This window comes from Mesorhizobium sp. 2RAF45 (genome assembly GCF_052115225.1).
Taxonomy (GTDB): Bacteria; Pseudomonadota; Alphaproteobacteria; order Rhizobiales; family Rhizobiaceae; genus Mesorhizobium; species Mesorhizobium jarvisii.
This window is the reverse complement of the sequence record NZ_JBFRGG010000011.1, coordinates 1-21,853: the sequence shown is the minus strand read 5'-3', so window position 1 is coordinate 21,853 and position 21,853 is coordinate 1. Positions and strand designations below refer to the sequence as shown.

Below are 21,853 nucleotides of genomic sequence, written 5' to 3'. Positions count from 1 at the left end.
GGCACGCCAGTGCTGCGACGATGCCGGCGCAGCCGATCGGCTTTGCCGAGGCAAACCAGCATCGCCTGGAATGCTGCCCCATTGATAATCGCGTGACGGAGCAGACTGGACACGGCGCAAACAGGCTCGGCCCGCCATAAAATCGGAAATCTTTCAGAAAGCGCTCGGGATTCTTGGCTGCAAAAGCGCCAAAAATCCTGGGTCGGCCGATGTGGCCAACACGGCCTGCTGAACAATTCGGCTGGGTTGTTTCCAGAGGCATGTCGACCGATCGGGCAGTCCGGCGACCTCTCATAGATCCCTGCCCGCTGAGAGGACCTGCGATGACTTCCTTGTTGAGCCTGGTGCGAAGGCACCAGCTGACTGCCTTCTTTTCATTGACGATTGGCCTCACCTGGCTGGCCTTCATTCCGTTCTACATGTCGAATGGCGACAGCATTCCCTGGTTCACGTTCGGTCCGATGGTCTCAGGCTTTGTCGTCGCGGCTGTCTCCGGCGGCTGGAGTTCGGTCAAGGCCATCCTCAGCGCGATGGTGAGGTGGCGGGTTCGTCCGATATGGTATCTGGTGGCGTTCGGCCTGCCGTTCGGAACGCAGTTGGCCTCGATCCTGATCAATCCGATGCTTGGCGCAGCGGCGCCGGCCTGGAGCAACGTCCCGGCGCTGTCCGAGATGCTGCCGATCATTGCGCTCTACGCTCTCTTCAGCGGCCCGCTCGGCGAAGAGCCGGGGTGGCGCGGTTTTGCAACGCCACGTCTGCTTGCCAGTCAGCCGGCACTCGCCGGCAGCCTGATCCTCGGTGTGATCTGGGCTATCTGGCACTTCCCGCTCGGGCTTGTCGGCGACCTCAGCCTTTACGGCACGATCAACGTCGTCCTGGCGGGCGTGGTGTTCACCTGGCTCTATCAGAACACCGGCAGCGTGCTTCTTGCCATCATCATGCACGTCACGCACCAGAACAGCGTCCGTTTCCTAGGCAAGGTGTTCATCGGCGGTGACTATGTGCAGCAGCAGTGGATCGCCGTGGCGATCTGGGCAATCATCGCGGTGGCCATCGTCGCTTACTACGGCACCGAAAGCTTCGTCCGGCGGCCAAGGACGCAACTCGCCGTGGCTGGCGCGGTCTAGGCTCGTATTGAGCGCGGTGTCCGAAGCCGGGCGCCGCGCCTCTTCGTCGGCCGCTGGACACGTATGGGTCTTGACCCAGCCCGTCAGCCATAGCCCAATGCCGGCATGGCTTCCACGGAGCAGGCCTTTTGATGGCGGTCTTGGCCACCGACCAGATTTTTCAGTTCGGCGGTTTCACGCTCGATCTGGGCAAGGGCACGCTCAGCCGGGCCGACCAGCCGGCCTTTCTGCGGCCGAAGTCCTATGCGTTGCTGACGCACCTGGCCCGCAACATCGGCCGCGTGGTGCCGAAATCAGAACTGATGGACACGGTCTGGCCAGGCGTTTTCGTCACCGAGGATTCGCTGACGCAATCGGTGCGCGAAATCCGTAAGGTACTCGGCGAAGAGTTGGTGCGAACGGTGTCGAAGCGTGGCTACATGCTGGTGGCCGAGACTGAAGCGGTGCGCGAACCTGGCGCACAGCCGATCGTGGCGGTGCTTAGATTCCGCAATGACAGCGCGGATCCGGCCGACGACGCAATCGTCGACGGATTTGCAGAAGACATTATCAACAGCCTCGCCCGCTTCGGCACGGTGACGGTGCTGGCGCGCAACTCAAGCTTTTCGTTTGCGTCCCATTCGCCCGCCGAATGGCCGGCCATCCGCTCGCGCATCGGCGCCGACTATCTTGTCGAGGGCTCGGTGCGGCGGCAGGCGGACCGCATCGTCGCCGCGGTCAATCTTGTCGATGCAGCCAGCGCCACCCAGATCTGGGGCGATCGCTATCAGGCCGAGGCTGCCGGGCTGTTCGCCATCCAGCAGGATATTGTCGAGGAAATCGTCGGCCGGCTGGTGGTGCGGGTCACTAATGCCGGGCTGCAGCGCGCCGCACGACGACCGGTAACCAGCCTGGCCGCCTATGAGCTGGTGCTGCGCGGCGTCGCCTTGCTGCGCGACCCGGCGCAGAGCGACCTGCAAGGAGCGGCAGAGCTGTTCGAGGCCGCGATAGCCAAAGATCCGGGCTATGGCCTCGCCCATACCTATCTGGCGCTGTCGTATGTGCTGAACAGCGAATTCGGACCCACCAGCGATGCCCTGCTGGCGAAGGCCCGCGACCTTGCCGACAAGGGTATTGCGTTGTCCCCCGATCAGGCAACCGCACACCGCATTCAGTCACTGGTGCGGCTCAGCCTGCGCGACCACGAGGCGGCCGAGCATCATTTGCGGATCGCGCTTCAGCTCAATCCAGGCGACGCCGAATGCATCGGGCAGATGGGGCATCTGCTAACCATGCGCGGGCGGGCGCTCGAGGCGCTTGCCTGGCTGGCGCGCGCGATCAGGATCGATCCGCTCAATCCGCACTGGTACCAGTACGATCGATCGCTGGCGCTCTACATGCTGGGTGAGTACAGGCCGGCCGCCGAGGCGCTGGAACTGGCGACGCGGCCGACGCCATGGATCCGAACGCGACTTGCCGCGTGCTATGCGCAGCTCGGCAACATGGAAGCGGCAAGGCGCCAGGCCGCGCTGGTCAACGCCGATGGCTCCGATTTCTCGTCGGTCGAGTATGCGAGGTCTGTCGTTCCGTTCGAAAACAGGGCTGACGCGGAGCATCTCGCCAATGGCGTGTTGCTGGCGCTTGGACAGCCGCGGTAGTCCGATGTTCCTTTCCACTTGCGGGGAACAGGCCCCCGGCGGACCAAAGCCGTGTCAATGGTAAGCTTGCTATCCAAAGGCCGCTAGAGCGTTTCACCGTTTCATGGAAACGGCGAACCACTCTGACTCTTTGTTTTGACGCAATTCCGGACGGAAAACCGCTTACACTTTTCCTGGAATTGCTCTAGTGCGGGAATTCGAGCCCCATCTCGCGGTAACGCTCGGGATCATCGCCCCAGTTCTCGCGCACCTTGACGAACAGGAAGAGGTGCACCTTCTGCTCGAGGATACCTGCGATCTCCATGCGTGCCGCCTGGCCGATGGCGCGGATGGTTTCGCCCTTGTGGCCGAGCACGATCTTCTTCTGGCTGTCGCGCTCGACATAGATGGTTTGGTCGATCCGCACCGAGCCGTCCGGCTTCTCTTCCCATTTCTCGGTTTCGATATGCGAGGAGTAGGGCAGTTCCTGATGCAGCCGCAGATAGAGTTTTTCGCGGGTGATCTCGGCCGCGAGCTGGCGCATCGGCAGGTCGGAAATCTGGTCTTCCGGATAGTACCAGGGGCCGGCCGGCAGAGCCTGCGCCAGATAGTCGAGCAGGTCCTTGCAGCCGGAGCCGGTCAGTGCGGAGACCATGAAGGTGCGCTTGAACGGCACTTTCTCGTTTGCCGCCGCGGACAGGGCCAGAAGCGTCTCGTGCTTCACCCGATCGACCTTGTTGAGGATCAGCGCCATCGGCTGGCGCACATCCTTCAGCCGTTCGAGGATGGCGTCGGCATCACCCCGGATGCCGCGTTCGGCATCGATCAGTAAAAGCACGATATCGGCATCCTTGGCGCCGCCCCAGGCGGTGGTCACCATCGCCGTATCGAGACGCCGCTTGGGCTTGAAGATACCGGGCGTGTCGACGAAGACGATCTGCGCATTGTCATGCGTGGCGATACCGCGCACGATGGCACGCGTCGTCTGCACCTTGTGGGTGACGATCGACACCTTGGCGCCGACCAACTGGTTGACCAGCGTCGACTTGCCGGCATTCGGCGCGCCGATCAGCGCGACGAAGCCGGAATGCGTGGCGGGGGTTTCAGCAGTTTCAATATCGGTCATGCCGCGTTCCATACACCTTCGCGCAACAGAAGGGCAGCCGCGGCTGCCTGCTCCGCTTCACGTTTGGAACGACCGCTGCCGGTCGCCGGCTGAAATGCACCGACCCTGACACTGACGGTGAACAACGGATCGTGGTCCGGCCCCTCGCGGCTGTCGATCTGATAGGCCGGAACGGCACTTGCCGCCTGATGCGCCCATTCCTGCAATTCGGTCTTGGCGTCGCGGCGCGCGGCACCGGAAGCCTGCGAACGCGGGCGCCAGTATTTGTGAATGAAGGCGCGTGCCGCCTCGAGGCCACCGTCGAGATAGAGCACGGCGATCAGCGATTCCAAGGCATCGGCGCGCAGATTGACGCGCTTGCGCCCCTCCAGCCCGCGCACATCCGATCCGGCGCGGATCAGGTCCGGCAGCCCGATATGTTCGGCTATCTCGGAAAGCGCCTCGGCGTTGACCAGCGCATTGAGCCGCAGCGACAATTCGCCTTCCGCCGCATCGGGAAACGCCGCCAGCAACATATCGGCAACGACGAGGCCCAGAACCCGGTCGCCGAGAAACTCGAAACGCTCGTAATCGGTGCCGGCATTGACGCCGCGGGCGCTGGCATGGGTCAGCGCGCGCTGCAGGCGCTGGCGGTCGGCAAAGGCGTGGCCCGTGCGTTCCACCAGCGCTTCGGCGAGCGCATCGGCGGTCAACCGTCTTGTTGCCGCCATGACCCTAGTTGACGAAATGGAACAGGCGCGAAACGCGCATCAGCGACGGCCATTTCCAGATTTCGAGAGGGCTCGCCTTGCCGGCGATCGAGAAGAAGACAAGGTTGGCGCGACCAACCAGGTTCTCAGCCGGAACGTAGCCGACGGTGAACCGGCTGTCGGCGGAATTGTCCCTGTTGTCGCCCATCATGAAATAGTGGCCGGGCGGCACGTCGAATTCGCGCGTGTTGTCGCCGATCGAATTCGGATTGAGGTCGAGCGTGTCGTAGCTGACGCCGTTGGGCAGGGTTTCCCGGTAGACGTCGATCGGCTGAGGCATTTCGGTGATATCGGGATTGTCGATCTGGCCGGTCTTTACGCGCGGCACGCCGACACCGTTGATGAACAACTGGCCATTCTTCATCTGGATCTTGTCGCCGGGCAGGCCGACCACGCGCTTGATGTAGTCGACGGACGGATCCGGCGGGAACTTGAACACCACAACGTCGCCGCGCTTGGGCTCGGAGCCCCAGATGCGGCCCGAGAAGAGGTCAGGCCCGAACGGCAGCGAATAGCGCGAATAGCCGTAGGACCATTTGGTGACGAACAGATAGTCGCCCTCCAGAAGCGTCGGCCGCATCGATCCCGACGGGATCGAAAAGGGCTGGAACAACAGCGTGCGGATGACCAGCGCGAGCAAAAGCGCCTGGACGATGACGCTGACGGTTTCGCCAAGCCCGCCGGATTTCTTCTGGGATTTTTCAGCCACGCTCATGTCGTCCTCGATTGTGCGTTGGATGGTATAGAGTCTCGGCGCGCGCTGGGCAACGTCAATGCCGGTCGTCAGATGCAATCAATGTGGCGCTTGTTCGACGGGCAACGCCTCGATGATCACAAAGGCTTGAGCGAGCGGGAAATCATCGGTGATGGTGAGGTGGATCGCCGCCCTGTGCCCTGGGGGCAGGATTTTTTCGAGCCGTGCCAGCGCGCCGCCGGTCAGCGCCATGGTCGGCGCGCCGCTGGGCAGGTTGACGACACCCATGTCGCGCCAGAACACGCCTTGCGCCATGCCCGTACCCAGTGCCTTGGCGCAGGCCTCCTTAGCGGCGAAGCGCTTGGCGTAGGAGGCAGCGCGGGCTCGTCGGTTTTCCGAACGCGCCTGTTCGACCTCGGTGTAGATCCTCTGGACGAAGCGCTGGCCGTGATGTTCCAGCGATTTCTCGATGCGCCTGATATCGATCAGATCACTGCCTACACCGATGATCATCGCGTAGCGGAACCAATGCTTGCTCCAGGATGAGGCGGTTGCTGGCGGCGGCTTGCGCGCTCGGCCAGCCGCTTGCGCCTCTGCTCGCGAAAGACATTCATGCCCCAGCGCGTGACGCCGTAGAACAGGAGGCCAAACACCAGCCCGAGCGGCACCGCGCCGATCAGCATGGGTTCCAGCACGGGATGCCACAGTTTCGCGAAAGAAAGCGTGTGCAGCATCTCCCCCAGATGCGCCGGCGGACCATGTGCCGGCAGGCGATCGTGCAGGATGAGCTTGCCGGTTTCCCAGGACGCGCCCCACAGAATGGGAAAAGTCAGCGGATTGCCGAAGAAAACAGCGCCCAGTGCCGCCGCCACCAGATTGCCGGCGATCACCCAACACAGAACGGCGGCAATGATGAAATGGAAGCCCACGGGAAAGAATGAAGCGAAGACACCAGCCGCCACACCGGCTGCCACCGCGTGCGGCGTGGCCTTCAGCCGCAGGATGCGCTTGGAGAAATACTGCAGCGAGCGCGAGAACGAGCGGCGCGGCCACAGATAGGTGCGCACCCGCTCCAAAAGACCATCAGGCTTGCGGCGACGAAAAAGCACTCTCTTCCTATTCCCGATACGTTACAGCTTGCGTTCCGGCTGTCTTCAGCCGGACTTCAACCGCCACATCTTGCGCTTTACGGTCACCCGAAGGCAATCGCGACTTTGATATAGCGATCCGCAACCCCGACAACAACCGAAGGCTACCTGTGCAGCGGCCGCGCCACCATAATCTTTGGTAAGGTTCACGTCTCCAACACCTGACAATCGCGGCGAATTTGAGAATGGCTTCGGCCTATTGTCGCAGCCGGATGTCTGAGACACTACCGCAAGTACTGGCTGACTTCGACAAGATTGCCGTCCGGATCGCGGAAATAGACAGACATCATCGGACCGCGCGCCCCGATGCGTTCGACCGGCCCCAGTTCGAGCACGACGCCATTGGCTTCGAGACGGGCGCGGATTTCGTCGAGCGGCCGTTCGGTGATCAGGCAGAAATCGCCTGACCCTGGCGTCGGCGCCTTCGCCTTCGGCTCGAAAGTGCGGCTGATCTCGTGGACATTGATCTTCTGGCCGCCAAAAGCCAGCGCTGTCGGCCGGCCCGGCGTGTCGATGCGCTCGAAACCCAGCACGCGCTGGTAAAAGGCGCAGGTCGCTTCGAGCGACGCCACTGTCAGCACGAAATGGTCGATCCCGACGATCATTTCGAATTGCCTTCACGCATGTCGTCACTCCCAAAACCGCCGCAGACTTTTGGGCGACATGCATGGTCAGATATTGCGACTGCCAGGCTTGACCGCCGGTATCGCGGCAAGCTCCGGCGGCAGCCGGTCCGGCGGATAGGCCGGAACCTCGTATTCGGCGAGCGCGATCAGCGGCACGCCGACATGGGTCTTGCCGGCGGAACGGTCGATGATGCAGGCGGCCGCCACCACCTCGGCGCCAAGCTCGCGCAGGCACTCGATGGTTTCGCGGATCGACATGCCGGTGGTGACGATATCCTCGACGATGACGACGCGCGCACCCCTGGCGATCTCGAAGCGGCGCAGGCGGAACTCGCCCCCTTCCCGCTCGACCCAGATCGCCGGCACGCCGAGATGGCGCGAGGTTTCGTAGGCCGGGATCAGGCCGCCGATCGCCGGGCCGACGACATAGTCGATCTTGCCTGGCACCGCTGCCCGGATCTTTTCGGCCAGCGCCTTGCAAAGCCGCTCGGTCTTGTCGGCATGCATGAACACCCGCGCCTTCTGCAGGAAGACCGGGCTGCGCAGGCCCGACGTCAGGATGAAATGCCCCTCCAGAACAGCACCCGCCTCGCGGAAAATGCCCAGCACTTCATCGGTCTTCATCTGCGCCTGCCCCCCAGATAGATCAGCCATGTCAGCCATTCACACGCCGTGCGTCGCTGACGCTCGAATTGTCCTTGAGCTGCGACAGCAGCCGGTTGAGGTGCTTCAGATCCCAGACTTCGAGATCGATCAGCATTTCGGTGAAGTCGGGCGCCGTGCGCACCATCGACAGCGTATGGATGTTGGCGTCATTGGACGCAACGACCTGGGCGATATCGGCGAGCGAGCCCGGCGCATTGATGGCGGTGACCGAGACACGCGCGGGGAAGCGCTCCTTGGTGCGCTCGTCAATGTCCCAGCGCACGTCGATCCAGCGCTCGGGCTGGTCATCGAAAGCCTGCAGCGCCGGCGACTGGATCGGATAGATGGTGATGCCGGTGCCCGGCTGGACGATGCCAACGATGCGATCGCCGGGCACAGCACCCTCCGGCGCGAAGCGCACCGGCAGGTCGCCGCGTACGCCGCGGATCGGCACGGCGCCGTCACGCGGCTGGTCCTTGTCCTTGCGCGCGGCCCGGCCCGGAATCTGGAACAGCATGCCAGCGGCGTTGCGGATCTTCGACCAGCCCTCCTCGCGCTGCTTGGGCGCGGCCGGCGTGACGCGTTCGTCCTTGTAGTCTGGGAAGACCGCCTTCATGACGTCGGTGGAGGCAAGTTCGCCACGACCGACGGACGCCAGCACGTCCTCGATGTCCTTGCGCGCCAGCCGGTGCAGCACCGGCTTCAGGCTTTCCTTGGTGAAATTCTTGCCGGCGCGTTCGAAGGCGCGTTCGAGAATACGCGCGCCGAGGCCGGAATACTGCTTGCGAATGGCGTTCTTGGTGGCCCGGCGGATGGCGGCGCGCGCCTTGCCGGTGACGACGACCGATTCCCACGCCGCCGGCGGCACTTGCGCCTTGGAGCGGATGATCTCGACCTCGTCGCCATTCTTCAGTTCCGTCATCAGCGGCATGATGCGGCCGTTGACCTTGGCACCGACGCAGGTGTCGCCGACATCGGTGTGCACCGCATAGGCGAAATCGATGGGCGTGGCGCCGCGCGGCAAGGCAATCAGCATGCCCTTTGGCGTGAAGCAGAACACCTGGTCCTGGAACAGTTCCAGCTTGGTGTTCTCGAGGAAATCCTCGGGATTGTCGCCTTCGGCAAGCTGCTCGATGGTGCGCCGCAGCCAGGCATAGGCATTGGTCTCCTTCGAGATCGCATGGCCGGCACCGTTCGTCTTGCCGCCGGTGTCCTTATAGATCGAGTGCGCCGCGACGCCGTATTCGGCGATCTTGTTCATCTCGCGGGTGCGGATCTGCAGCTCGACGCGCTGACGCGACGGCCCGACAATGGTGGTGTGGATCGAGCGATAGTCGTTCTGCTTCGGCGTCGAGATGTAGTCCTTGAAGCGGCCGGGCACCATCGACCATGTGGTGTGGATGGCGCCAAGCGCGCGGTAGCAGTCCTCGACCGTATCGACCACGACGCGAAAGCCGAAAATGTCGGACAGCTGCTCGAAGGACAGCGCCTTGGCCTCCATCTTGCGGAACACCGACCAGGGCTTCTTCTGGCGGCTCTTCACGCCGGCGTTGATGGCATGCTTTTCAAACAGCCCCGACAGCGCCTTTTCAATGTCGGTCAGCACGCCCTTGTTGCGCTCGAATATCTCGGCAAGCCGCGCGGTGACGGCGCGATAGGCTTCCGGATTGATGTAGCGGAAGGCGATCTCCTCCAGCTCTTCGCGCATGCCTTGCATTCCCATGCGCCCGGCCAGCGGCGCATAGATGTCCATCGTCTCCTCGGCAATGCGCAGGCGCTTGGCCTCCGGCATGTGGTCGAGGGTGCGCATGTTGTGCAGGCGGTCGGCAAGCTTGACCAACAGCACGCGAACGTCTTCCGAGATCGCCAGAAGCAGCTTGCGCAGGTTCTCCGCCTGCTCGGCCTTCTTGGAGACGAGATCGAGCTTCTTCAGCTTGGTCAGGCCCTCGACCAGCTTGCCCATTTCGGGGCCGAACAGATCGTCGATCTCGGCCCGCGTCGCCGTGGTGTCTTCGATGGTGTCGTGCAACAGGGCGACGGCGATCGTTGCCTCGTCCATGTGCATTTCAGTGAGGATGGCGGCGACTTCGAGCGGATGCGAGAAATACGGATCGCCGGAAGCGCGCTTCTGGTGGCCATGCTTCTGCATGGCATAGACATAGGCCTTGTTGAGCAGCGCCTCGTTGACGTCAGGCTTGTAGCGCTGGACGCGCTCGACAAGCTCATACTGACGCATCATGGGCGGAATCTCTCAGCGATGAAATGAATCATGCGCCGCACTGCTGTACGGCGCATGTCATAGATAGCCACGAAACTGCCGGGACGGAAGTGCCGGAAACGCGTTCCGGGCAGGTCCAGAAAACTCTCTTAGTAGTCGTCGCTCTTTTCCGGCGGTACCAGACCTTCGATGCCGGCCAGCAGGTCTTCCTCGGTCATGCGATCGAAGGTGATGTTGTCCTCGGCATCGTCGGTTTCAGCGGCCGCGACAGCGCCGCCGGTCTGATCGGCGATCACCTCGCCTTCAGCCTCGGGCTCGTCGACCTCGACATGCTTCTGCAGCGAATGGATCAGATCTTCCTTGAGGTCGTCGGGCGACAGCGTCTCGTCGGCGATCTCGCGCAGGGCGATGACCGGGTTCTTGTCGTTGTCGCGAGGAACGGTGATCTGCGCGCCCTGGCTGATCTGGCGGGCACGGTGGCCGGCCAAAAGCACCAACTCGAAGCGGTTGTCGACCTTGTCGATGCAATCTTCAACGGTTACGCGGGCCATGGACTGCCCCTTTCATGCCTGGATTTGATGGAAAACAGGGGCGGTCCATAACCCGAACGCGGCCAAAATACAAGCATCATGGCATTGGCGGGACTATTGGGTGCTCAATCCCTGCCCAAACACCGGATCTGGCAAACAGCCCGCGTCGTTCGTTCGACGCCGCGATCACAATTGCTTGCATTGCCGCATCACGCCTTGGATTGCCACCAAACTGGCGTTATCTCGAATGGACAAGGTCAGCCGGTTTATTATGAGCCTGACCGATAGTCGCTACCGCATTTCGTTTAGACGGCCGCATTTTTCGAAAAGGAATATTTTCCATGTTCGACCCACGTGAAAAAATCGCCTTGTTCATCGACGGTGCCAATCTCTACGCTACGTCGCGGGCGCTCGGCTTCGACATCGACTATCGCAAGCTGTTGTCGAGTTTCCAGAAGCGCGGCTATCTCTTGCGCGCCTATTATTACACGGCACTGGTCGAGGATCAGGAATACTCCTCGATCCGCCCGCTGATCGACTGGCTCGACTATAACGGCTTCAAGGTGGTGACCAAGCCCGCCAAGGAGTTCACCGATTCGACCGGCCGCCGTAAGATCAAGGGCAATATGGACATCGAACTGACGGTCGATGCGCTGGAGCTCGCCGATGTCGTCGACCACTATGTCATTTTCTCCGGCGATGGCGACTTCCGCACGCTGGTCGAGGCGCTGCAGCGGCGCGGCCGCAAGGTGTCGATCGTCTCGACCATGGCCTCGCAACCGCCGATGATCTCGGACGATCTGCGCCGCCAGGCCGACCATTTCATCGACCTGACGACGCTGAAGAACGAAGTCGGCCGCGATCCTTCCGAGCGGCCCGTGCGACGGCCCGAACCGGCTGAAGTCGATGAGGACGACTACTGAGGCCGGTTGCCTTGACCGCCCTCTCCCAAGCCGAACCGGGTCGCGACTGCCCGCTCTGCCCGCGGCTGCATGATTTCATTGCGCAGTGGCGGCAGCGCGAGCCGTCCTGGTTCAACGCGCCGGTGCCGACCTTCCTGCCGCCGCAGGGCGAGGACAGCGTCCAGCTTCTGATCGTCGGGCTGGCGCCCGGCTTGCGCGGTGCCAACCGCACCGGCCGCCCCTTCACCGGCGACTATGCCGGCGACCTGCTCTACTCGACGCTGATCGCGCACGGCTTTGCACGCGGTGAGTTCAAGGCGCGGCCCGATGACGGGCTGGAGCTTGTCGGCACGGCGATCACAAATGCAGTGCGCTGCGTGCCGCCGGAGAACAAGCCGGTGGGCGCCGAAATCTCGACCTGCCGCAGCTTCCTGGTGCCGACGATCGCACGCTTTCCCAAGCTACGCGCGGTGCTGGCGCTTGGGTCCATCGCGCACCAGTCGACCGTGCGCGCGCTGGGCGGGCGCGTCGCCGCCTATCCGTTCAAGCATGGCGGGCAGCTGCCGGCCGGCGGCGTCACGCTGTTTTCGAGCTATCACTGCTCGCGCTACAACACCAACACCGGCGTTTTGACGGAGGCGATGTTCGTCAGCGTGTTCAGCGAGATCGCGGCGTTCCTGCAGAAATAGCCGCCGCCCTTCAAAACCCCTCCAGCACGATCTTGCCCTTGGCCTTGCCGGTTTCGATCAGCGCATGGGCGCGCTTCAGATTGGCGGCATTGATAGGACCGAAGGTTTCACCCAAGGTGGTGCGGATGATGCTCGCGTCGACCAGGCGCGACAGCTCGTTCAGATGTTCGCCCTGTGCGGCCATGTCCTGCGTCTCGAACAGCGAGCGGGTGAACATCAGTTCCCAATGCACCGAAACGCTTTTGCGTTTGAACGGATTGATATCGAGCGTCTGGGGATCGTCGATCAACCCGAACCGGCCTTGCGGTGCGATCAATTCGGCAATCTCGGCCAGGTGCCGGTCGGTGTTGGTTGTCGAGAACACGAAGGCTGGTGCGCCGATACCAAGTGCCGCGACTTCGGCAGCCAACGGCTTGGAATGATCGATGGCATGATGGGCGCCAAGCCCAAGCACCCAGTCGCGTGTCTCTGGCCTCGATGCGGTGGCGATCACCGTCAGATCGGTCAGTTGGCGCGCAAGCTGCACCGCGATCGAGCCGACGCCGCCAGCGCCGCCGATGATCACGATGGCATTCGCGGCACCCACGACAGGCTTCTTCACGTCAAGGCGATCGAACAGCGCCTCAAAGGCGGTGATCGCCGTCAGCGGCAGCGCCGCGGCCTGCGCATACTCGAGCGAGCCGGGCTTGCGGCCGACGAGGCGCTCATCGACAAGGTGGAACTCGGCATTGGTACCTTGCGGCGCGAGCGCACCGGAATAGAAGACGTCGTCTCCGGGCTTGAACAGGGTGGCATCCGGCCCCGTTGCAACGACCCGGCCGGCGGCGTCCCAGCCAAGCACACGCCAGCTTCCGGCTTCGGGTTTGGCACTCCGCCGTATCTTGGTGTCGACCGGATTGACCGAGATCGCCTTTACCTCGACCAGCAATTGACGGCCTTTCGGCTCCGGCTTGGGCAGGTCGATGTCGACAAGGGACGCCTCATCGGTGATGGGGGCTGGGACTTGATAGCCGACGGCGCGCATTTCGATCTCCGCAATTGCTGTTGAGCTTTGTATGCGGCAGAGATGCGGATTATGTGCGCAAGGCGCAAGAATGCACATATAAAGCACATAGTGTCGAAAAGGATACCGTCATGCCGCGTATTCGCCATGAACGACTCGATTGCAGCCCTGGCTGCAGCGTGGAGGGAACGCTGCGCTATATCGACGGAAAATGGAAAGGCGTCGTGCTCTACCATCTGTTCGAAGGGACGCTGCGCTTCAACGAGATCCGCCGGCGCATTCCCAACTGCACACAGCGCATGCTGACCAACCAGCTGCGCGAACTGGAAGCCGATGGCCTGATTGCTCGCAAGATCTATCCGGAAGTGCCGCCGAAGGTGGAATACAGCCTGACGCCGCGTGGCAGAAGCCTGGGGCCGGTGATCACAGCCCTGAAAGAGTGGGGCGATGCGAATGTGACGCTGGCGCCGCAGGTTCCGCAGGTTGCAGCATAAAGCGGCAGTGAGCGCTGTCCTCTGAATGAGTTCACGGGGATGGCGGAGCTTCCGGAAGGATCGATCCCGGTGATGCTGTGGACAGCGCGGCCAGCACGGCCGGCCCGCCCTGCAGAACGTTCAGGTCGACGTCACCCTCGATGCCATCCACGCGGCCCCGGTTGTGGTACTGCCAATAGACCCAGTCGTGGCGGTCCGGTTCCACCAGCAGCGAGCGAAGCCAGAGCGGGCGAGCAGCGATCTGCCCGGCATAGGCAGCCTCCGCCTCATCGGTCAGATAGACGATCGCCGTCTTGCCGAACGCCGCCTCGACAGGTCCGAGGAAAGCCTGGAGTTCGGCATTCAACGGTTCGGGCGATGGGCGCTGCGGACAGTTGCCGCCGAACTCAACATCGACCACCGGCGGCAGCAAGGGCTGATCGTGCGGTACCACCGAGATGAAATTCTTCGCCTGGTCGGCGCCGGGCCGGCAGAAGGTGAAGAAATGATAGGCGCCTACGGCGATGCCGGCCGCACGGGCCTCACGTAGATTGGTGGCAAAAGCGCGATCGACATGATCGCCCCCCTCGGTCGCCTTGATGATGGCGAAGGCGACATCGTCGGCGGCAGCCCGCCGCCAGTCGATCTGGCCTTGATGATGCGAGACGTCGATGCCCCTGACCGGATATTTGTTACGGTCGGGAGAATAGGTGTGGAAGTAAAAGAAGCCGCCGGCCACGGCCATCGCTGCAAAAACCAGGCTCATCGATCCCCAGAGGATGATCCGGTTCTTCAAAGCGATCCCCCCTGGTATCTCTCGGTCGCTCTCGCCCGAAATTTGGAAGCCAACCTGGCTTTTCGAGGGCTACCGCCTGATGTCTCTCACCCACGCTCCTTCAAGAGCCGGCCCTTCTCACGCGACCAGTCGCGCTGTTTCTCGGTCTCGCGCTTGTCGTGCAGTTTCTTGCCGCGGCCGACGGCGAGCAGCAGCTTGGCGCGGCCCTGGTCGTTGAAATAGATTTTCAGCGGCACCAGCGTCATGCCTTCGCGGTCGACGCTTTGCGACAGCTTGGCCATCTCGCGCTTGTTGAGCAGGAGTTTGCGCCGCCGCCTGGGCTCGTGGTTGAAGCGGTTGGCCTGCAGATATTCGGGCAGATAGGAATTGATCAGCCAGATCTCGCCGCCTTCGACCGAGGCATAGCTGTCCTGGATATTGGCCTGGCCCTGGCGCAGCGACTTGACCTCGGTGCCGGTCAGCACCAAGCCGGCCTCGATCGTGTCGAGCACCTCATAGGAAAACCGCGCCTTGCGGTTTTCCGCAACGGTCTTGTTGTTGGGATCGGCTTTTCTGACTTGATTCATGATGTGGAGAGGTGGCGCCTCATCCTCAATTAATCAAGCCGGCGTGCTTCATGGCCGCATCGATCTTCGCCGCGGTCGACTCCTCCACCGTGACCAGTGGCGAGCGCAGCACATTCTCGACCTTGCCCAGCTTCGACAGCGCGTATTTGGCGCCGGACACGCCGGGCTCCAGGAAGATCGCCTTGTGCAGCGGCAAGAGACGGTCCTGCAATTCAAGCGCCTTGGCGCTGTCGCCGGAAAGCGTCGCCTCCTGGAATTCGGCGCACAGCCGCGGTGCGACGTTCGAGGTCACCGAGATGCAGCCGACGCCGCCATGGGCGTTGAAGCCGAGCGCCGAGGCATCCTCGCCGGAAAGCTGGATGAAATCCTTGCCGCAGGTCATGCGCTGCTCGGACACACGCTCGACCTTACCGGTCGCGTCCTTGACGCCGACGATGTTCTTGAAGTCGTGCGCCAGCCGGCCCATCGTCTCCGGCATCATGTCGATCACCGAACGCGGTGGGATATTGTAGATGATGATCGGCAGCTTGGTCGCCCTGGCGACGGCGGCGAAATGCTCGTAGAGGCCGCGCTGCGTCGGCTTGTTGTAGTAGGGCGTGACGACGAGCGCAGCGTCGGCGCCAACCTTTTCGGCATATTGCACGAGGCCGACGGCTTCCGCCGTGTTGTTGGAACCGGCGCCGGCGACAACCGGAGCGCGGCCCTTGGCCACCTCGATGCAGACCTTGACGACATGGCGATGCTCATCATGCGACAGCGTCGGCGACTCGCCGGTGGTGCCCACGGGAACCAATCCTGTCGTGCCTTCCCCGAGCTGCCATTCGACAAAGGCGCGAAAGGCTTTCTCGTCGAAACGCCCGCTCTTTTCGAACGGTGTCACGAGCGCAGTAAGCGAGCCTCTCAGCATGTCGTCCAACTCCTTGGGACTAGTTTGTTTATGCATGTCGTTGTCCCAAAACCGGTATCCACTTTTGGGCGACATGCATCGGTGTTTTGTCGATCAGTTTATCGTGCGCGCCTTCTAACCGAAAGCGAAGCGGCGCACCATAGTCTCGACATGGTTGCGCGGCAAGCATCGCCATGGTGCCAGCAAGCGCAATTCGAACGGCCTCGATAACTCTTTGTTCACGAGCCCTTCACGACCTAAGTTTAGGCTTCGAGGCATCTTCGCCTGCTGGTAGAATGCTGGGATAAGGAAAGACACGAGACCATGCCGACCCGTCGGCCTCACCTCTTCGCACTGCTAGGCGCCATCGCCGCGCTGATGCCCGGCGTGGCGATCAGCGGCAGCGTGGATGCGCGGGTCACCTCGGCGATCCCGATGCCGAGCCCGCAGGACAGTGCGCAGCAGGCCCCCTCACCCAGCGTCGCCCCGTTGAAAACTGGGCTCGACGCACTGGCCGCCGGCGATATCCCCGGCGCTCGCGGTGTGCGCGATGCGCTTCCCGCCCAATCGCTCGACCAGCACATTCTGGCCTGGGCGATCGCACTTTACGGTGGCGACAAGGTTCCGAGCGGCGACATCGCCGCCGCCGCGAAGATGCTGCCCAACTGGCCGGGTACCATTGCCTTGCGCAAGAACAGCGAGCGGGCGCTCTATCGAGAAAACCCCGCTCCCGACATCGTCATTGCGGCGTTCGATGGCAGCCAGCCGCAAACATTCGAGGGCGTCATGGTTCTCGCCCGCGCCTATGTGGCGACGGGCAATGTCAAGGCCGCGCGCTCGGTCCTGTCGCCGTTCTGGCGCACCACGGTCCTGGAAGCCAAGGACGAGACGGCGCTGATCAAAGAATTCGGCGGTCTGATCCCTGCCGCCGACCACCGTTTTCGCATGGACCGTATGTTCTATGCCGACCGGGTGAATTCCGCGCTGCGCATTGCCGGCCTCGCCGGCGCCCAGCAGTTTGCCGAGGCCTGGGCCGCGGCCGATAGAGGCGACAAGAATGCGTTGAAACTGCTGACGGCCGTCCCGGTATCCCAGCGTTCTGCCGGCTATTTCTTCGCGCAGGCCGAATATCTGCGCAAGCAGGAGGATTTTGCCGGCGCCGCCGCCGTGGTGATGAAGGCGCCGACGGACCGCGAGGCTCTGGTCGACCCGGACGCTTGGTGGGTCGAGCGCCGGGTGCTGTCGCGCGAACTGGTCGACCAGGGCGACATGAAGACAGCGTACAAGATTGTCGCCACGCATGCCGCTGAAAGTGCGGCCAATGCGGCCGAGGCCGAGTTCCATGCCGGCTGGTATGCGCTGCGTGGCCTCAACGACCCCAAGCTTGCCGCGGCGCATTTTTCGCGCATCGCCGATCTTGCCCAAGGGCCGATGACCCTGTCGCGCGCCTATTACTGGCTCGGCCGTGCCGCGGAAGTCGGCGGTCCCGGCAACGCCAAGGACTATTTTGGGCGCGCCGCCAACTACGGCACGACCTTTTACGGGCAGCTTGCCGCCGAACGTGTCGGCCGGCAGGCGCTCAACATCGTCTATCCCACGCCCAGTGCCGCCGACCGGCAGAATTTTGCCGGCCGCGAGGCGGTCAGCGCGATCAAGCGGCTGCAGGAGGCAGGCTATGATCGCTATGCCGAAACACTCTATCGCGACCTTGCCGGCCAATTGACCAGCCCGGGCGAACTGGCGCTGCTTGCTGTCCTTGCCGAGAAGCAGGGCAACCATTTCATGGCGCTGAAGGTCGGCAAGATCGCCGGCGCGCGCGGCATCGATGTCGGCGCGTTGTCGCATCCGCTCGGCGTCATTCCTGATTCGGCCAATATTTCCGGTTCGGGCAAGGCGCTGGCCTATGCGATTGCCCGCCAGGAGAGCGAATTCAACATCGGTGCCGTATCCAGCGCCGGCGCGCGCGGGCTGCTGCAGCTGATGCCGGGAACCGCCAAGCAACTGGCGAAGAAGGCCGGATTGCAGTTTTCGCAGGCGCGGCTGACCACCGACGCCGGCTACAACGCCACACTCGGCTCGGCCTTCCTCGGCGAGCAGCTCGATCGCTTCAACGGCTCCTACGTGCTGACCTTCGCCGGCTACAATGCCGGCCCCAACCGGGCCAGCCAGTGGGTGGCGAAGTACGGCGACCCGCGCGGCAAGGACATCGATGCGGTGGTGGACTGGATCGAGCGGATTCCCTACACGGAAACAAGAAGTTACGTGCAGCGCGTGATGGAGAATTACGAAGTCTACAAGATGCGTATTTCCGGCAAATACGACATCGTCGGCGACCTCGTGAACGGGCGGAGTTGAGGCTTCTCGGTGCCTCTCCGCTTGTGGGGTAAGCAGCCGGCTCGCGTAAGCGAATTCATCGCGCCGGTGGCACGATGAGAGACCAGCGAACGCCGGGACGCAACAAGCAGCGGGGAAATCCAGTGGACCTTTTGAAGGGGTTCAACGCCCGAAGGCTGGGAGTCTGCGAAGGGCCGGATGGTGGCCGATCCGCCCGACGGCGAATCGGGTCTTCACAGTTCGAAGTTCGAAAAGCCAACGAATTGGCTTTTCGTCGGCTACGCGCCCCCCTCCCACCTGACAAGGGGAGAAGGAAAGGCCTTCATTTGACCGATCCTGCACTCGTCTGTAGCAGTCGAAAACAATCCGGCCTGGGAGTCTTTTTCAGATGTCGAGCACCGAAGAATTTGGCGACTTCTTCTACGCCGCGCCTGACGGGCTGAGACTTCATGCCCGCGTCTATGGCGAAGCGAAGTCCGGACATTTGCCGGTCATCTGCCTGCCTGGCTTGACCCGCAACGCACGGGATTTTCATGAGCTGGCACTTTATCTTTCGATGCGATCGCCAGTACCGCGCCAAGTGGTTGCGTTCGACTATCGCGGACGCGGACAGTCGGCCTACGATCCCGATGTCAGCCACTACAATGTCGGCGTCGAGGCCAGCGACATCCTTGCCGGGCTGGCCGCGCTTGGCATCGAGGAGGCCGCTTTCATCGGCACCTCCCGCGGCGGACTGATCATCCATGTGCTTGGCGCGCTGCGGCCGGCCGTGCTGAAAGCCATTGTTCTCAACGACATCGGGCCGGTGATCGAGCCGGCCGGCCTCGCCCACATCCAGTCCTATCTCGAACGCGCACCGAKGCCGAAAACCTTCCCCGAGGCGATGGATGCCCAGCGCAGCGTTCACGGCAAGGATTTTTCCAAGCTCAGCGACGCCGACTGGAGGCGGATGGTGGGAGCGCTCTACCGCGAGACGGCTCAAGGGCTGTTGCCGGATTTTGATCCGAAACTGGTCGATACGGTCGCCAATCTCGACCTGTCACAGCCATTGCCGGCGCTGTGGCCGCAGTTCGAGGCGTTGGCCGCCATTCCCCTGCTCGCCATACGTGGCGCCAATTCGAAATTGCTGTCGGCTGAAACGCTGGACGGGATGCGAAAGCGTCATCAGATGATGGAAGCGATGACGATCGACGGCCAGGGCCACGCGCCGTTCCTTGAAACCGGCAGCCTCCCCAGCGATATAGCGACCTTCCTTGATCGGGCTGAGCGCGGGCGTCAAACGAAGTAGACCCCAAGACCAGACCTGGTCCTGGGGCCGCCATGACAGTATATGCAGGCCTTAGGAACTGTTTGGGGAACTATTTGACCTTCGAGCTTTTCCCGGACGCTTTGGCTGGCTTCGCTGCGCCCGCCTCGCTCGTCTTGCCCCGCTTTGGCGCGGAAGCCGCGGTCAATGGTGACGAGAACACAGAGCTTTCGGCGTCGCGCGCCGACTCTTCGCTTCGCGGCGTTTCGAGCACCACAACGCAGCCGTCGAGATCATTGGTGGCCAGATGCGCGTAGCGCATGGTCATCGACAAGGTCTGATGGCCGAGCCACATCTGCACGCGCCTGATGTCTATGCCGCCCTGGACAAGACGCGAAGCACAGGTGTGGCGCAGGATATGCGGCACGACCTGATCGTCGGCACCAAGACCGACTTCAGCCTTAGCCTCGTTCCAGATAGCACGATATTGCGCCTGGCTAAGCTTGGTGAACGGACCTTTGGGCCGACGGCCCTCGGTCGGAGGCAGCTTGATCACTTCCTTGACCCGTTCGGTCATCGGAATGGTGCGGCTGCGGCCGGATTTGGTGATCCAGAAGGAGACGCGATGTTCCTGGATGTCGTTCCAAATCAGTCCGAGCGCTTCGCCAAGACGGCATCCAGTGTCGACCAGGAAGACGGAAAGCCTGTAGGCATCCTCGCTGCGGCTTCTGATGGCAGCGAACAGCCTTGCTTCTTCCTCCCTCTCGAGGAAGCGAATCCGTCCCGCCCGCTCCTTCTGGCGGCGGAACTCGGGCAGACTGTGGATATCTCCCATCTTGTAAGCCTTGCGCAGCAGTTTGCTAAGGGCAGCCATCTTTCGATTGATGGTTGCGTTGCTGTTGCCGCGCTGGCGCAATGTGCCGATAAGGTTGTCAAGGGTACTCTGGTCAAAGGCGCTGAAACGCTCCCCAAGGAGGATCTCGTCTATCTCGCCGATGAAAGAGCTGACATTGTATTTATGCCGCCCATCATCCCACAGTATGTCTCGATAGGCTGAAAAAAGCTCTCCGACTCGGTACGACTTTACTTCTCTTATCTTGTTGTAAGTGTACTTAATCTTTGAATTCTGAGAAGAAAACATCGAAAACGGATCCGGGGGGCTACCCTCTTGAATCGCTTCGTTGGTCATAATTCGTCTCACCCCCGAGTGGATAGATCAGCCCTATCCGCTTGGAAGCGTCCTTTCAAGAGATTTAATCACGCGGTTGTGATCTCATCCGCCCATCTGCGAATCCCACGAAATCACTCTGCGGACTTGTTCAGCTACCGATTCCCCCTCTTCCTTCGTTTGCGTTGACCCAGTCACGAAACAAAAACAGCCCGGGCGTTTGTGCGCCCGGGCTGGATTTCACCTGTAAGGAACCAGCCCTTAGAACGAGCGCTGGAAGCGGAGCATACCGCCGATGCCATCGAACTTGCCATGCCAGTCGCTGGCGGACGCGTTGATGTAGTCAACTTCGCCGGTGACCGTGAAGCCGGGAACGATATCATATGCAATGTTGGCCGCCAGGCCGAACTTCTTGCCATCGTCATAGGAGGCCTGCACGTTGAACGAGGTTTTCTCGTTGAACTTGTAGCTACCACCACCCCAGACTGCCCAGCTGCCGTCCCACAGCTTGAAGAAGTTGTGGCCCGTGTTCAGCTCCGTGACGTCGTCCTTGTTTCCGAAGCCAGCCATCAAGAACAGCGACAGTTCGTTGGTGGCGTTCACGTCCAAGCGAGCCTTGCCGGCCCATGCTTCGTAGTTGCTGTCGTAAGCGGCAACCGCGGTGATCGCACCCCAGCCCTGCGTCCACTTCACGCCACCGACGACGTGCGGAACATAGCTGTCGATCGTGTTGGCGCCAGCGCCTTCTTCGAGCGAGACAACGGCCGAGAAGCCGTTGCCAGCGTCGAAATAGTACTGGACGACGTTGGTGTCGAACGAGCCGTACGGGACAAGCGTATCCTGGATGACGTTGCCGGCGTAGCCGATGAACGTATCGAAGGCCGATTCGTCCTTACCGACGCGGAGACCACCGAGCTGGATCCAGGCGAAGTTCAGAGAGACGCCCTTGTTGAAGGCCTCATTGCTCAAGGCGGTGTTGCCGAAGTTGAAACGGGTCTCGGTGTAGGTCTTCAACGTGCCGAGTTCGGTTTCCTGGCCGGTCCAGGTCTTCAGCGTGAAGCGCGCGTTCTTCTGCCAAGTGTGATTGATGCTGCCGTCCTGATGATCAACGGCGAGCGCACCATCGAACGATTCGACGTCGCCGCCGCCGATGTCATAGCGCACATAGCCGCCGATGCGCAGGCAGGTTTCGGTGCCGGGGATGTAGAAGTAGCCAGCGCCGTAGACGTCGCAAATCTTGACGTATTCAGCGGGTTCCGGCTCGGCGACGACGACGGCGTCGGCGGCGCGCGCACCGGAAACTGCGATCAG

General features: G+C 62.2%; 22 protein-coding genes. 7 read left to right on the top strand and 15 right to left on the bottom strand.

Annotation, left to right across the window (positions count from 1 at the left end; translation table 11 throughout):
* Positions 1–323 precede the first annotated feature (323 nt).
* Both AB4Z43_RS24040 and AB4Z43_RS24035 read left to right on the top strand, forming a co-directional pair.
* Positions 324–1,127 (top strand): CPBP family intramembrane glutamic endopeptidase, encoded by an 804-nt coding sequence (locus AB4Z43_RS24040; RefSeq protein ID WP_038645647.1) that lies wholly within the window; start codon positions 324–326, stop codon positions 1,125–1,127.
* A 131-nt stretch (positions 1,128–1,258) separates the two neighbouring features.
* On the top strand, positions 1,259–2,764 hold the full coding sequence (locus AB4Z43_RS24035; protein WP_069091771.1) for a winged helix-turn-helix domain-containing protein: 1,506 nt from the start codon (positions 1,259–1,261) through the stop codon (positions 2,762–2,764).
* Positions 2,765–2,948: 184 nt separating this feature from the next.
* Here AB4Z43_RS24035 and era read toward each other — a convergent pair whose 3' ends face one another.
* From era to rpoZ, 9 genes are all read right to left on the bottom strand, one after another.
* On the bottom strand, positions 2,949–3,881 hold the full coding sequence (gene era, locus AB4Z43_RS24030) for a GTPase Era (RefSeq protein ID WP_010915105.1): 933 nt from the start codon (positions 3,879–3,881) through the stop codon (positions 2,949–2,951).
* Positions 3,866–4,579, bottom strand: a complete 714-nt coding sequence (gene rnc / locus AB4Z43_RS24025; RefSeq protein ID WP_019857200.1) for a ribonuclease III — start codon at positions 4,577–4,579, stop codon at positions 3,866–3,868. Before rnc ends, era begins: the two co-directional genes overlap by 16 nt.
* Positions 4,580–4,583: 4 nt before the next feature.
* Positions 4,584–5,333, bottom strand: a complete 750-nt coding sequence (gene lepB / locus AB4Z43_RS24020) for a signal peptidase I (protein WP_010915103.1) — start codon at positions 5,331–5,333, stop codon at positions 4,584–4,586.
* A gap of 78 nt (positions 5,334–5,411) precedes the next feature.
* Positions 5,412–5,825, bottom strand: coding sequence for a holo-ACP synthase (acpS, locus tag AB4Z43_RS24015; RefSeq protein WP_064985015.1), 414 nt, complete (start codon positions 5,823–5,825; stop codon positions 5,412–5,414).
* Positions 5,822–6,421 (bottom strand): DUF2062 domain-containing protein, encoded by a 600-nt coding sequence (locus tag AB4Z43_RS24010; protein ID WP_019857197.1) that lies wholly within the window; start codon positions 6,419–6,421, stop codon positions 5,822–5,824. Before AB4Z43_RS24010 ends, acpS begins: the two co-directional genes overlap by 4 nt.
* Before the next feature lie 263 nt (positions 6,422–6,684).
* Positions 6,685–7,065 carry a VOC family protein gene (locus tag AB4Z43_RS24005; RefSeq protein ID WP_019857196.1) on the bottom strand — a complete coding sequence of 127 codons (381 nt, stop codon included), beginning with the start codon at positions 7,063–7,065 and terminating at the stop codon, positions 6,685–6,687.
* 66 nt (positions 7,066–7,131) lie between these two features.
* A complete protein-coding gene (gene pyrE, locus AB4Z43_RS24000) occupies positions 7,132–7,710 on the bottom strand; it encodes an orotate phosphoribosyltransferase (RefSeq protein ID WP_441939341.1) in 579 nt (192 codons plus the stop codon).
* A gap of 31 nt (positions 7,711–7,741) precedes the next feature.
* Positions 7,742–9,970, bottom strand: coding sequence for a RelA/SpoT family protein (locus tag AB4Z43_RS23995; protein WP_019857194.1), 2,229 nt, complete (start codon positions 9,968–9,970; stop codon positions 7,742–7,744).
* A gap of 128 nt (positions 9,971–10,098) precedes the next feature.
* Positions 10,099–10,500 (bottom strand): DNA-directed RNA polymerase subunit omega, encoded by a 402-nt coding sequence (gene rpoZ, locus AB4Z43_RS23990; protein ID WP_019857193.1) that lies wholly within the window; start codon positions 10,498–10,500, stop codon positions 10,099–10,101.
* A gap of 320 nt (positions 10,501–10,820) precedes the next feature.
* Between rpoZ and AB4Z43_RS23985 the strand changes: the two genes are divergently transcribed.
* The gene (locus AB4Z43_RS23985) at positions 10,821–11,402 is read left to right on the top strand and encodes a LabA-like NYN domain-containing protein (protein ID WP_010915096.1); all 582 of its coding nucleotides are present in this window, start codon (positions 10,821–10,823) and stop codon (positions 11,400–11,402) included.
* Between the two features lie 11 nt (positions 11,403–11,413).
* A complete protein-coding gene (locus AB4Z43_RS23980; RefSeq protein ID WP_441939102.1) occupies positions 11,414–12,070 on the top strand; it encodes a uracil-DNA glycosylase in 657 nt (218 codons plus the stop codon).
* 10 nt (positions 12,071–12,080) lie between these two features.
* Here AB4Z43_RS23980 and AB4Z43_RS23975 read toward each other — a convergent pair whose 3' ends face one another.
* Positions 12,081–13,094 (bottom strand): zinc-binding alcohol dehydrogenase family protein, encoded by a 1,014-nt coding sequence (locus tag AB4Z43_RS23975; RefSeq protein ID WP_441939101.1) that lies wholly within the window; start codon positions 13,092–13,094, stop codon positions 12,081–12,083.
* A gap of 110 nt (positions 13,095–13,204) precedes the next feature.
* Here AB4Z43_RS23975 and AB4Z43_RS23970 point away from each other — a divergent pair, with 110 nt between their 5' ends.
* A complete protein-coding gene (locus AB4Z43_RS23970; protein WP_064985103.1) occupies positions 13,205–13,567 on the top strand; it encodes a winged helix-turn-helix transcriptional regulator in 363 nt (120 codons plus the stop codon).
* A 31-nt stretch (positions 13,568–13,598) separates the two neighbouring features.
* Here AB4Z43_RS23970 and AB4Z43_RS23965 read toward each other — a convergent pair whose 3' ends face one another.
* The 3 genes from AB4Z43_RS23965 to dapA form a co-directional block, all read right to left on the bottom strand.
* Positions 13,599–14,342: a glycoside hydrolase family 25 protein gene (locus tag AB4Z43_RS23965; RefSeq protein ID WP_441939098.1), complete on the bottom strand. Its 744-nt coding sequence runs from the start codon at positions 14,340–14,342 to the stop codon at positions 13,599–13,601.
* An 86-nt stretch (positions 14,343–14,428) separates the two neighbouring features.
* On the bottom strand, positions 14,429–14,908 hold the full coding sequence (gene smpB, locus AB4Z43_RS23960; RefSeq protein WP_006202221.1) for an SsrA-binding protein SmpB: 480 nt from the start codon (positions 14,906–14,908) through the stop codon (positions 14,429–14,431).
* A 25-nt stretch (positions 14,909–14,933) separates the two neighbouring features.
* Complete coding sequence (gene dapA / locus AB4Z43_RS23955) at positions 14,934–15,815, bottom strand: 4-hydroxy-tetrahydrodipicolinate synthase (RefSeq protein ID WP_027046657.1); 882 nt, start codon at positions 15,813–15,815, stop codon at positions 14,934–14,936.
* Positions 15,816–16,118: 303 nt separating this feature from the next.
* On the opposite strand from dapA, the gene AB4Z43_RS23950 reads away from it, so the two are divergent.
* Together AB4Z43_RS23950 and AB4Z43_RS23945 are read left to right on the top strand one after the other, a co-directional pair.
* Positions 16,119–18,149: a lytic transglycosylase domain-containing protein gene (locus tag AB4Z43_RS23950; RefSeq protein WP_441939096.1), complete on the top strand. Its 2,031-nt coding sequence runs from the start codon at positions 16,119–16,121 to the stop codon at positions 18,147–18,149.
* Between the two features lie 367 nt (positions 18,150–18,516).
* Entirely contained in the window at positions 18,517–19,416 is a 900-nt protein-coding gene (locus AB4Z43_RS23945) for an alpha/beta fold hydrolase (RefSeq protein ID WP_441939094.1), read from the top strand.
* Between the two features lie 70 nt (positions 19,417–19,486).
* Here AB4Z43_RS23945 and AB4Z43_RS23940 read toward each other — a convergent pair whose 3' ends face one another.
* Entirely contained in the window at positions 19,487–20,563 is a 1,077-nt protein-coding gene (locus AB4Z43_RS23940; RefSeq protein ID WP_276315230.1) for a tyrosine-type recombinase/integrase, read from the bottom strand.
* 240 nt (positions 20,564–20,803) lie between these two features.
* The coding region (locus tag AB4Z43_RS23935; protein ID WP_441939093.1) for a porin at positions 20,804–21,853 on the bottom strand (1,050 nt) is incomplete at its 5' end.